This is a genomic window from Sunxiuqinia sp., assembly GCF_055140945.1.
Genome location: NZ_JBSQYS010000011.1, coordinates 64548 through 77100, shown reverse-complemented (window position 1 = coordinate 77100; position 12553 = coordinate 64548). Strand labels below are relative to the sequence as shown.

11 protein-coding genes are annotated in these 12553 nt (G+C 40.2%); 4 read left to right on the top strand and 7 right to left on the bottom strand.

What is annotated here, in order from left to right; translation table 11 throughout:
• Window positions 1-69: 69 nt before the first annotated feature.
• Complete coding sequence (locus ACTB00_RS07250) at window positions 70-2469, bottom strand: heavy metal translocating P-type ATPase (RefSeq protein ID WP_463299245.1); 2400 nt, start codon at window positions 2467-2469, stop codon at window positions 70-72.
• 343 nt (window positions 2470-2812) lie between these two features.
• Between ACTB00_RS07250 and ACTB00_RS07245 the strand changes: the two genes are divergently transcribed.
• The 4 genes from ACTB00_RS07245 to ACTB00_RS07230 all read left to right on the top strand — a co-directional run bounded on the left by ACTB00_RS07245 (window position 2813) and on the right by ACTB00_RS07230 (window position 7065).
• Complete coding sequence (locus ACTB00_RS07245) at window positions 2813-3037, top strand: DUF4492 domain-containing protein (protein WP_463299244.1); 225 nt, start codon at window positions 2813-2815, stop codon at window positions 3035-3037.
• 7 nt (window positions 3038-3044) lie between these two features.
• Entirely contained in the window at window positions 3045-4616 is a 1572-nt protein-coding gene (locus ACTB00_RS07240) for a cytochrome ubiquinol oxidase subunit I (protein ID WP_463299243.1), read from the top strand.
• Window positions 4616-5743, top strand: a complete 1128-nt coding sequence (locus tag ACTB00_RS07235) for a cytochrome d ubiquinol oxidase subunit II (protein ID WP_463299242.1) — start codon at window positions 4616-4618, stop codon at window positions 5741-5743. The genes ACTB00_RS07240 and ACTB00_RS07235 overlap by 1 nt, the downstream gene beginning before the upstream one ends.
• A 152-nt stretch (window positions 5744-5895) precedes the next feature.
• Window positions 5896-7065 carry an IS4 family transposase gene (locus ACTB00_RS07230; protein WP_463299241.1) on the top strand — a complete coding sequence of 390 codons (1170 nt, stop codon included), beginning with the start codon at window positions 5896-5898 and terminating at the stop codon, window positions 7063-7065.
• Between the two features lie 203 nt (window positions 7066-7268).
• On the opposite strand, the gene ACTB00_RS07225 is transcribed toward ACTB00_RS07230, so the two are convergent.
• The 6 genes from ACTB00_RS07225 to ftsH form a co-directional block, all read right to left on the bottom strand.
• Complete coding sequence (locus tag ACTB00_RS07225; RefSeq protein WP_463299240.1) at window positions 7269-8018, bottom strand: CDP-alcohol phosphatidyltransferase family protein; 750 nt, start codon at window positions 8016-8018, stop codon at window positions 7269-7271.
• The gene (locus ACTB00_RS07220; RefSeq protein WP_463299239.1) at window positions 8018-8674 is read right to left on the bottom strand and encodes a phosphatidylserine decarboxylase family protein; all 657 of its coding nucleotides are present in this window, start codon (window positions 8672-8674) and stop codon (window positions 8018-8020) included. Before ACTB00_RS07220 ends, ACTB00_RS07225 begins: the two co-directional genes overlap by 1 nt.
• Window positions 8675-8845: 171 nt before the next feature.
• Complete coding sequence (locus ACTB00_RS07215; RefSeq protein ID WP_463299238.1) at window positions 8846-9661, bottom strand: phosphatidate cytidylyltransferase; 816 nt, start codon at window positions 9659-9661, stop codon at window positions 8846-8848.
• A complete protein-coding gene (locus ACTB00_RS07210; protein ID WP_463299237.1) occupies window positions 9658-9864 on the bottom strand; it encodes a putative signal transducing protein in 207 nt (68 codons plus the stop codon). The genes ACTB00_RS07215 and ACTB00_RS07210 overlap by 4 nt, the downstream gene beginning before the upstream one ends.
• A 10-nt stretch (window positions 9865-9874) precedes the next feature.
• On the bottom strand, window positions 9875-10510 hold the full coding sequence (locus ACTB00_RS07205) for a LutC/YkgG family protein (RefSeq protein ID WP_463299236.1): 636 nt from the start codon (window positions 10508-10510) through the stop codon (window positions 9875-9877).
• Between the two features lie 11 nt (window positions 10511-10521).
• Window positions 10522-12549 carry an ATP-dependent zinc metalloprotease FtsH gene (ftsH, locus tag ACTB00_RS07200; protein ID WP_463299235.1) on the bottom strand — a complete coding sequence of 676 codons (2028 nt, stop codon included), beginning with the start codon at window positions 12547-12549 and terminating at the stop codon, window positions 10522-10524.
• Between the last annotated feature and the right edge of the window lie 4 nt (window positions 12550-12553).

Below are 12553 nucleotides of genomic sequence, written 5' to 3'. Positions count from 1 at the left end.
ATCAACAAGATTTGTTAAACTTTGTTGCCGAAATTAAGCAATTTTTTTGAAGAGTTTTAAACGATAAACTCAACGTAGTTTATTTTTTGAACTAAGATTTACCGAAAAGCTTGCAAAAGCAACTACGGTAACAGAGCTCAATGGCATCAGGATTGCAGCAATAATCGGAGATAAACTTCCTTGCACTGCAAATGAGATTCCCACCAAATTGTACAAAAATGAAATTAAAAATGAATACCAAACAATTTTCATACTGGTCTTCGAAAATTGTATAAAACGCTGTAGCGATGCAAATTTATCGGCTTTCAAAATAGCATCGCAAGCAGGCGTAAAATTGTAAATATTGTCGGCAATAACAACTCCAACTTTGCTTTCGCTTAATGCTCCTGCATCATTTAGTCCGTCACCAATCATCAGAACATCTTCACCGTTTTTTTGAAGGTTTCTGACGTATTCCAACTTGTCGGTGGGCGATTGATTAAAGTTGAGCTTGGCATGATCGTGAAACAGTGGGAGCAGGTTTTCTCGTTCTGATTCATTGTCGCCACTAATTAAATGGAGTTCGAAGCGTGTTTTTAGTTGAGAGATCGTTTCAGCCAACCCTTCGCGGTAATTATTCTCAAACTGATAGTGACCCACTGTTTTATTATTGATCGAAATCCATACCTGAGTTTTCAATTCTTTGGTTTCCGACTGGTCGCCGGTTACAAAATATTTCGATCCGATGTTGACTTGCTGGTTGTTGACCATTCCTGTTATTCCAAGAGAGGGAATCTCTTTAAAATTAACGACTTCAAATTGATGATCTGTTTTTATGGCGTTGTTAATTGTTTTGCTTAGTGGGTGTGTTGAATGAAAAACCACAGACTTGATCAGTTGTAACTGTTCGCCATTCAGTTTTTTGCCTTTGAAATCAACCTTTGTTGATTGCGAATGTGTAATCGTTCCGGTTTTATCAAACACAACCGTTTTTATTTTATAAAGTCGTTCAATAACGTCCGAATTTTTAAGGTAAAAACCCTTGCGCCCGAACTGTCGCATGGTGCTGCCAAAAGTAAATGGAATGGTCAGTGCCAGGGCACACGGACAAGCAATAATTAAAACAGAGGTGAACGCAAAAAGCGCTTTGCTTGGATCTGCAAAGTTCCAATAAATGGCAGCTCCCAGCGCAATGGAAATGATTACAATAGTGAAATACTGGCTAACCTTATTGATGACACTCGACATTGATTTTGACTCATGGTCCGTTTTCTGATCCTGGTTCCACAGTTGGGTCAGGTAACTTTGCTCCACTTCTTTTTGAATCAACAGCTCAATGGCACTTCCTATTTGCCGGCCTCCTGCGAAAACAAAATCCCCCGTATTTTTGCTTACCGGGATCGATTCTCCGGTTACAAAACTGTAGTCGATGCTAGCGTTTCCTTTGGCGATAGTCGCATCAGCAGGGATGAGCTCCTGATTGCGTACCAAAATTCGATCGCCGGCTTTCAGTTCATCCAAGGGAATTGTTGTGTTTTTATTGTCCGTGATTTTGGTGACTGCAACCGGGAAATAAGATTTGTAAGTGCGTTCAAAAGTCAGCGCTTCGTAGGTGATACTTTGGTACCATTTGCCAACTAACAAGAAAAATACCAGGCCGGTTAGCGAATCAAAATAACCGATTCCCTGATCGCTGATCAATTCGAAGGAACTCTGAACAAACAGTGTGATAAGCCCCAGCGCGATGGGTAAATCAATGCTGATAATTTTCTTTTTCAAGCTCTTGTATGCTGACAAAAAATAGTCGTTGGCACAATAAAATAAAACAGGCAAGCTTAAAACAAAACTTAGCCAACCAAATACTAACCTGAATCCTGATTCAAGGTTCTCACTTCCCGGCAAGTATTGTGGGAAATGATATAGCATGGCATTCAAAAAACTAAAACCGGCTATTCCTATTTTGATCAATAAGCTGTTGCTTGCCTTTCGGTTGGGATTTTTGTCGAGATTTTGTCCGCTTATTTCTGGTACATAATGAATGGATGCAAGCAATTCTACAAGTTGCCGAAGACTGATTTTTTCTTCATGAAAAGTAATGCTGACTTCTTTCTTTGGAAAATTAACTGAAGATTGGATAACTCCATTGTGAAGTGTGTGAAGGTTTTCCAAAAGCCAAATGCAGGAAGCACAATGAATTGCAGGGATAAAAAAGCGAATTTTTGAGATCCCCGAATCGGAGAAATCCAGCAGCTTGTTTTTGATCTCCTCCAGATCCAAATAAGCAAATTTCTCTTCGCTCTGGATGTGTTCGTTTTCAAGCTTTACGCCCGGCGCAGCTTGGATGGAATAATATTGCGTGAGTTTTTTCTCATTGAGTAACTCGTACACTGTTTGGCAACCATTACAGCAGAATGGCTGATCATTCCAGATGATTGGCGCTGGCCCGCAGTCTTCGCCACAATGAATGCATATTTGATGTTCGGTTTTCAAGCCTGTTGTGTTGGTTGATTTGTTTTTGTGTTTAAAACATCGTGCGACTTCAAAGGTTGTAAAAATGTTTTTAATGATCAGCCTAACAAGTCCCAAATTCTAAATACGAACTACTTGTTTTCGGATTACGGGAGTATTGCCTTTATTTTTTTTATCATGTGTTTTAGTTAAGCGAGTAGTCGAAATCTTTTGATTATAATGTAATTGTATTATTAACGATAAAAGCATCGTTTTATGCGTTTTAATAATTTGTAAAATTCGCTCAACAATTTGATTAGGAACTTGTTTGGTGTTTGATTAATTTTCTGTCGGTTTTTCTGATAAACAAAAAAATAAGCCAAAAATGAAAAGTAAATTCCTTGCCAGGGCATGGCATCTTTATTATGATGGTTTTCGGTCGATGAGTACCTGGGGAAAGCAAGTCTGGATCGTAATTTTGGTCAAGCTGTTCATTATGTTTTTTGTTTTGAGGCTCTTTTTCTTTCCGAATTTTTTAAAAACAAATTTTGATACCGATGAAGAGCGAGGTAATCATGTGCTTGAAAATTTAGTAGAACCCGTAAAATAAAAAATCAATGTTAGAAGCTATCGACTTATCTCTGGTCAATTGGTCACGGGCGCAGTTTGCGCTCACTGCCATGTACCATTGGCTTTTCGTTCCACTCACGCTGGGATTAACCATGATTATCGCAATTATGGAAACCTTGTACGTGAAAACAGGCAATGTGGAATGGAAAAGAATCACAAAGTTCTGGATGGTTCTGTTTGGTATTAACTTCGCTATTGGAGTGGCCACCGGAATTATTTTGGAGTTTGAGTTTGGAACCAACTGGTCCAATTACTCCTGGTTTGTGGGCGACATTTTCGGAGCACCACTGGCTATTGAAGGTATTTTTGCCTTTTTCATGGAGTCGACCTTTATTGCAGTCATGTTTTTTGGCTGGAATAAGGTGAGTAAGAAAGTTCACCTGTTATCAACCTGGTTGACGGCTATCGGAGCAAATCTTTCGGCACTATGGATTTTGGTTGCCAACGCCTGGATGCAAAATCCGGTTGGTATGCAGTTTAATCCCGAAACAGCCCGCAATGAAATGGTTAGTTTTTGGGAGGTGTTGTTCTCGCCAACTGCTATTTATAAGTTTTTGCACACGACTTCTTCCGGTTTCGTATTAGCGTCAATTTTTGTTATTGGTATTTCAGCCTGGTTTATATTGAAGAAACGCAACCTGGTTTTTGCTCGGAAAAGTATTCTTGTAGCAGCTATTTTTGGGCTTGTATCTTCCGTTTATGTGGCATTTACCGGAGACAGCTCGGCACGTGATATTGCGCAGCAGCAGCCGATGAAATTTGCTGCTTTTGAAGGTTTGTACAATGGAAGTGAAGGAGCCGGATTGATTGCGCTCGGTGTTTTTTCAACGTCGGATGCTGATCCCACCAACCAGAATTTACTGGACTTCAATATGAAGCTTGAAATTCCCAATGTACTTTCGTACATGGCTTATATGGACTGGAACGCTTTTGTGCCCGGAATTAATGATTTGATTAATGGGAATGAAAAATATGGCTACCTATCAGCCGACGAGAAAATTGAGCGAGGAAAAGCAGCAATCATCAAACTGAAAGAGTATAAAGATGCTAAAAATAGCGGTGATGGTCAGTTGGCAGATCAATTAAAAACTGAATTTATGGATCCTGATTTTCAGGAAAACTATTTCAACTATTTTGGCTACGGATACATTACCGACAAAAACCTGCTGATCCCAAGTGTGCCACTTTCGTTTTACAGCTTTCACATTATGGTGGGGCTCGGTTTTTATTTTATCGTATTTTTTATCCTTGCCTTTTTATATACAATTCGGGGTAAGCTGGAAAAAAAGAAGGGTTTCCTTCGGCTGGCTGTATGGACAATACCATTGGCGTACATTGCTTCGCAGGCTGGATGGATTGTGGCCGAGGTAGGGCGCCAACCCTGGGTAATTCAAGATTTAATGCCTACGGTTGCCGCGGTTACAAAAATTAGTACAAGTGCTGTTCAGGTAACCTTCTGGTTATTTGCAGCTATTTTTACCTTGCTCTTAATCGCAGAACTTAAAATTATGCTTCGACAAATTAAAATTGGACCTAAAATGGATGGAGGGCAGCACTAATGTTTGAAACGTTATCACATTTAGCTTTGCAACAATATTGGTGGGTGATTATCTCGCTGTTGGGTGCATTATTCGTTTTCCTGACTTTTGTACAGGGAGGCCAAACGTTAATCTATACGATTGGGAAAACTGAGCCGGAACGAACCATGTTGGTTAATACACTCGGGCGAAAATGGGAGTTTACCTTTACAACTCTGGTAACCTTTGGAGGAGCATTTTTTGCGTCTTTCCCTTTGTTTTACGCTACCTCGTTTGGTGGGGCTTATTGGGTTTGGATCGCCATTTTGTTTTCATTCGTTATACAGGCCGTTTCATACGAATACCGAACTAAGCCAGCCAACTTTTTAGGAGCTAAAACCTTTGAGGCTTTCTTATTCTTGAACGGAGCTTTGGGAACAATCCTGATAGGAACCGCGGTAGGTACATTTTTCAATGGAGCCATGTTTAGTCTGAATGATATGAACAACGTGAGTTGGGAAACACCTTTCAGAGGACTTGAAGCGGTGTTGACTTTTCACAATGTAGCTCTCGGTTTGTCTGTTTTCTTTCTGGCACGTATCCTCGGTGCTTTGTATTTTATTAGCTCGGTGGAAAGTGAAGCGATCTTTACACGTTCTAAAAAGCAAGTCCTGTATAATACTATTCCGTTTCTGGTTTTCTTTTTGTACTTCGTCATTTGGCTAGTGCTGAAAGATGGATATGCGTACAATGAAACAGAAGTGTTTATGGAGAAATTCAAATACCTGCATAATTTAATTCAAATGCCTTTAGTAGCGGTTATTCTCTTACTGGGTGTAGTTGGTGTGCTTGGGGGAATTGGTGTTACTATTTTGAAGAATAGTTCCAGAGGAATTTGGTTTGCAGGAGCCGGTACGGTGTTGGCAGTGTTGGCCTTGTTTTTAATTGCCGGATTGAATGGAACAGCCTTTTATCCGTCGAACTATGCTTTACAGGATTCGCTGACAATTGAAACCGCTTCGTCGAGTCACTTTACATTGACAGCTATGAGCTATGTTTCTTTAGGTGTACCATTTGTGGTGGCCTATATTTGGTGGGTGTGGAAAGCCATGAACTCCAAGAAAATCGACGAGGCAGAAATGCAGGAGGAAGATTCTCACGCCTATTAATTGAATTTGTTGTATTACAATTTCACTAGTGGGTACTAAAAATTAAAATACGTTCTTTGAAATTCTTTGTTAGTCGTACTTGTGGCGATTTTTGATAGCGTGACGATTTGAATTGAAAATATGGATTTTTGCATGTAAACAAGCAATTATCCATGAACCAAGGCAAATATATTTTCGCTCAACTTACAGATTTTTTACCCAGACGTGTATTCGACAAAATTGTCAGCAAACACAACGGGAATAAGCATGTAAGAACTTATACATGTTGGAACCAAATGCTTTGTATGGTATTTGGACAGCTTACTTCAAGAGACAGTATGAGAGATTTACTCTTAAGTCTTGAAGCTCACAAATCCAAATATTATCATCTTGGGTTTGGTTCAACAGTAACCAGAAGGAACCTTGGCAAAGCCAATGAAAAACGTAGCTATAAAATCTTTGAAGATTTTGCTTATGTTCTCATAGAGGAAGCACGCAAAAGCTGCTACAGATCGGACTTTGAAGTTAATGTTGAAGGCAATGTTTATGCATTTGATTCATCAACAATAGATCTTTGCCTTAGTGTATTTTGGTGGGCTGAGTTTCGGAAAACAAAAGGTGGCATTAAACTGCACACTTTGTATGATGTGAAAACATCAATTCCAACGTTCCTGTATATCTCAAATGCCAAAATGCACGATGTCAATGCACTTGATTTGATCCCATATGAGCCCGGAAGCTTTTATGTGATCGACAAAGCTTACATTGATTTTAAAAGATTGTACCATCTTCACCAGCAGCGGGCTTTCTTTGTTACACGGGCAAAAGATAACATGCGATTTAAGCGGATGTATTCAAACCCAGTTGACAAAGCAACCGGAGTGAAATATGACCAAATCGGCAAGCTGGAAACTTACTACCCAAGCAGGGATTATCCAGAGAAGCTTCGAAGGATAAAGTACTATGATTGTGAATCAGATAAGGAACTAATATTCCTTACCAACAACATGGAACTTAAACCTACAGAAATAGCTTATTTGTACAAAAAGCGCTGGGAAGTAGAACTGTTCTTCAAATGGATGAAACAGCATCTCAAGATAAAATCCTTTTGGGGTACAACCCTCAATGCTGTGAAAATCCAAATGTATTGTGCGATCATCGCATACTGCCTTGTTGCAATAATTGGTAACAAATTGAAAGTTGACCGCTCAATCTACGAAATCCTACAAATCCTTAGCATATCTCTACTCGATAAAACTCCTGTAAGAGAAGTACTTACGAAATACGATTACAAAAATGTCAAAGAACTAAAAAATAAACAATTAATAATCAGCGGGTTTTAAGTACCCGCTAATGTTACAATTTAAAGCTTGAAACTATGTATTTGAAACTAATTTTATATTTCCTGACCTGGCCGGCACTAATTGTTTTGTCGTATCATTTGGTCAAGTATTTTGTGAAAAAATATAGCGATGTACTGGAGAGAGTAGAAGAGTAAACTTTCTTTACTGGAGATAAATCAAGGTCATGCCAAGTCGGTATGGCCTTATTTTTTGATCACCCTTAAGAGAACTGAGATCAAAATGTAGCCGATTATAATTAATGGAATAGCATAATATTGGAGCAGGATAGCAAGTACTACAGAAAATGCGATAAACAAAAAGCGAACCTCGTTGCCTGTCCATTTCAGATGCTTGAACTTCATTGAAAACATAGGAAGTTCTGAAATCATTAGAGCGGAGAGAAGTGCAATTGTTGTGAGTAGATTAAACCGATTGAGAATGATCTTTTCAATGACTGGGCTTGTGCCTAGTTCCAGGATGAGACCGAGTGATGCGTAAAAAATAGCATTGGCCGGTATGGGTAGTCCCAGGAAACTCTCGCTTTGCCGGGTATCCAGGTTGAATTTTGCCAACCGAAATGCTCCGGAAATAGGGACAAGCAATACTGAAAATAAAAAGATCCACTGTAATGGAGTCGCATCAATTTCAAAAATGGGTTGATTGTTTTGAAACAAGGCTAGTTCGAGCATGGTAAATAGCATGGCAGCCGGAGCCAGTCCAAATGATATCAAGTCAGCCAGTGAGTCCAATTGTTTGCCAATTTCAGAATATGCGCCTAATAAACGTGCAGCCATCCCATCTAAGAAATCAAATACCGCGGCAGCAAGAATAAACACGGCTGCCCAGCCTAACTGTCCTTCTATTCCAAAGAAAACAGCCAAGCTTCCCGCCGCAAGATTCATTGAGGTAATGAAATTAGGAACCCAAAAAAATAATTCACTGACTCGTCTCATTAGCTTAACTCCCCAATTATAGTTTGTGACCCCGTGACTTTATCGCCAAGTTTTACTTTAATTTCAGTGTCGAGCGGTAAATACAAATCAACGCGACTACCAAATCGAATAAAGCCCATTTCCATATCCTGTGTAACCAGTTGCCCAACATGCAGGAAGTTTAGAATACGCCGCGCCATTGCTCCGGCAACCTGATTGGCCATGATTTCACGTCCGTCTTTTAGCTTGATGGCAACGCAGGTTCGTTCGTTCTCCTCGGCCGATTTGTCTTTGAACGCAGCGTAAAACTCACCTTTTTTATGCTTCACAAAGGTGATGGTTCCGGGAGCCGGAATCCAATTGATATGCACATTTAAAGGAGACATAAAAATAGAGACCTTCTTGCATTTTTGATGGAGGTGCTCGTTTTCTTCGGTTTCTTCAATAGTACAAATTTTGCCATCAGCCGGAGCTAATACTTGTTTGCTGTTGAGTGTAATTTTGCGATCAGGATATCTAAAAAACTGAAGGACAAGGGCTAGTAGAATTAATGTGCCAAAGGAAATGATTGATCCCACAATAGCGCATGATGCTAATAGCCAGGTCGCAAGGTTTATTATAAGAACGATTATTATTGTATTTCGAATAATCGGTTTTCCCGCCGGATGAAATTTCATAATGTCAATGTATGTAATGTCAATAGTTGTCTGAATGTTGATCCATTAGAATAACATTCGTTTTTGTCAGTGCAAAAATAAGGAAATAAATCAATGCCGTGTTTATGGAGTTGTTTTTAACAAACGAATTATAAGAATTTATAATTAATAGTGACGTAATTCTGATTGATTTCAGGTGAAGATTTTGAGATAAAGGACAATGATGGGAACGGCAAAGAAGATACTGTCGAACCGATCTAAAATGCCTCCATGACCGGGCAGAAAGTTGCCGCTGTCTTTCAAGTTGAATTGCCGTTTGAAAAGTGACTCTGTTAAATCGCCAAAAGTTGAAAACACAACAGTGAGCAAAGCGATTGCGATCCAATGGTGAATTGCAATTTCAGGAATAAATTTGCTTGAAATAAGAACCGCAATGCCAACAGCCGACAGTGCTCCACCGATCGCTCCTTCCCATGATTTTTTTGGTGAAATTCGCTCGAATAATCGATGCTTTCCTATGCTTACTCCGAACAGGTAGGCACCCGAGTCATAGGTCCAAATAATTGCAAATAGCGCCAGTAAAAGCGATGGATTGTAAATGTTGGCTGAAGGAAAGACCAATAGGCAGATCATGCTTATTGGAAGGGCAATATATATGAGTCCGAGGACACCGGCGGCCATATTTTCAAACGGAAAATCTTTTCCTCGATATAGCTCAGCAATAAAAACTAAAAGAAAAATTGGAATGAGGCAGTAGTAGGCTATTTGCGGTAAAATACCTTTCCCAACCAGAAAAAAGGAAACAAAAAATAGAATGCCAATGGGGACGACCACAATCTGGTTTGGAGAAATAGGGGCTTTCTTAAAAAAGCTAAAAAACTCACGAAGTCCGGTGATTATAACAGCTAAAAAAAGCGCGCCAAAGGCATACTCACTCAGCAACAGACTCCCAATAACAACCGCAGTGAAAGCAATTCCAGTAAGCGTTCTGACAAAAAGGTTTTTCAACGTTTGAGCTTTTTGAGGATTTTCTCTGCGTTTTTTTGATCTTTTTGGTTCACATAAAGCTCGACAAGACCGATACTTGGTATGACAGAATCATGCTGATTAAGAGTGAAGGATTCAACACCATGTTCATCCAATAATTCCTGAGCAATCTTTACCTGATATTCCTGATCGGAGGAATAAACAATTACTAAATCTTTTTCCATAGCCTGATTCTTAAAATAGTTCGTCAGCTAAAAGTACGAATAATTTTTTGGGACCATGCATTCCCATGACCAATGTTTTTTCAATATCTGCGGTACGGCTAGGACCGGTGATGTTGGTAATCATACTTGGAAATTGGTCTGGATATTTCGTTTCTATTTTGGTTAATGCATCATCCAGGAAGCTAACTAGCTGATCTTTACTTGCCAGTACAATGTGGCACTCAGGAAAAACATTTAGTCGACGACCGGATCTCGAGGCTGAGCTGACTAAAATAGACCCAAGGTGTGCAACTAAGTATTCACAGGTTGTTATACCCACGCCAACGTGCTCAAAATCATCCAGCGAATTTTTATATGCCATATTCCCATTTAGGACATCCTGTATTTTAGGCTCCAAACACACAAGGTGTTCAAGCTTTTCTGATTCAAACAGTTTTTTTAATTCAGGAATTACGGCATTAAGGTTTTCGATGCGGAGAACTTTACCTCCAATCAGTTCAAGGTTCGTTTGGAAACAGTCAACTAGATTTTTGTCCAGTGAAGGGTAAATTGGAGATTTGAAATCGGGACGGGCTAAATGTTGCCCGTCCCTTTTATTTTGAGTTTCCTGTAATCTATTTAGTATTTTTGCTCTTGATGAGTTCATTGTAATTGAAATTACACTGAAGTTGCTTCGTTGGGCTCTTCTTTCGACGGTATTGATTTAATGACTTCTTGCTTTTCTGCTGTCAATTCTTCTCTTACCCAAGGTCTTTTACCAAATATTTCTTCCAGGTCTTCACCAAAAATAACTTCTTTTTCCAGCAGGCGAGCTCCGAGTTTTTTGTGGCCATCAGCGTTATCTTTCAGTACTTGTAATGCCCGTTTGTATTGCGCATCGATCAGTACTTTTGCTTCGGCATCAATCAGTTCGGCTGTTTTTTCGCTGTATGGTTTCGTAAAACCATAGTCGTTTTGGCCGGTTGAATCATAGAAACTAACATTTCCAACTTTTTCGCTCATCCCAAAGATGCTAATCATCGCATAAGCTTGTTTGGTAATTTTCTCCAGATCGTTTTGAGCACCTGATGAAATCGTTCCAAAAATAATTTCTTCGGCGGCTCTTCCTCCTAAGGCTGAGCACATCTCGTCAAGCAGTTGTTCTTTTGTTGTAATCGATCGCTCTTCGGGTAAATACCAGGCAGCTCCCAGTGCTTTTCCGCGAGGAACAATGGTTACTTTCACCAATGGATGTGCATGCTCGAGCAACCAGCTAATTGTAGCGTGACCTGCTTCGTGGTAGGCAATTCGTTCTTTTTCCTCCTTCGAAATAATTTTATTTTTCTTTTCTAAGCCGCCGATAATACGGTCAACGGCATCCAGAAAGTCTTGGCGACCAACATTGTCACGTTCTTTTCGGGCTGCAATCAGAGCTGCTTCGTTACACACGTTGGCAATGTCGGCACCCGAAAATCCGGGTGTTTGCTTGGCCAGGAATTGGGCCTCCACCTCATCTGATAATTTGATGGGGCGCAAGTGAACTTTGAAAATTTCACCACGCTCATTCAGGTCGGGCAATTCTACGTGTATTTGGCGGTCGAAACGCCCGGCACGCATTAAGGCGCGGTCAAGCATGTCTGCCCGGTTTGTTGCAGCCAGTATAATTACCCCGGAATTGGTGTCGAAACCATCCATCTCGGTAAGTAGTTGGTTTAGCGTGTTTTCGCGCTCGTCGTTTGAGCCCATGTTGGGATTTCTACCTCTGGCACGCCCAATGGCATCAATCTCATCAATGAAGACAATACATGGTGCTTTTTCTTTAGCTTGTTTAAATAAATCCCGAACACGTGATGCTCCAACTCCGACAAACATTTCGACAAAGTCGGAACCCGACATGGAGAAAAACGGTACGTTGGCTTCGCCGGCAACTGCTTTTGCCAACAATGTTTTACCAGTTCCCGGAGGTCCAACCAAAAGTGCACCTTTAGGGATTTTACCACCCAGTTTCGTATATTTTGCAGGGCTTTTTAAGAAGGAAACAACTTCTTCAACTTCCTGTTTTGCTTCAGCTAATCCGGCAACCTCTTTAAACGTAGTGCTAACGCGTGAGTCTTTATCAAAAACCTTAGCTTGCGATTTCCCGACACTGAATATATTTCCAGCACCTCCAGCACCTCCAGTACCTTTGCTCATACGGCGGAAAATCCACCACCAAATAGCAATGATGAGCAGAAAAGGAAGTATCCAGCTTAATATTTCGCTAAAATAATTGTGAACAGTTTGATACTCGACGGGAACTTTATCCGAATCGTTAAAATTAGCTTGCGCTTCTTGCAGGTTGCTTTCAAAAGTTTCAACTGATCCGATGGTAAATACGAAATGAGGACCAAATTTTGAAGGGGCACCAAGGCCGGTGTTTAATTTGTCAGCATAGTCATCATAGCTCGACTCTTTCAGGTATATTTGAGCTTCCTCCCGGTTAACCACAACAATTCGTTCAATGTCATGCTGTTCCAACATGTCGTTTTTAACCTCGTTCCAGGTTGTTTTTACAGGTCCACCGCCAAAGCTGAAATACTGGATTGCCAGAAAAATGACAATTACGATTCCATAAATCCAATAAGGATTAAATTTTGGTGGCTTTCCCCCGGGTTTAAAATTTCCCAAATTAGGACGCTGTTTATTCTTTTTATTGTTATCTGCCATTTCG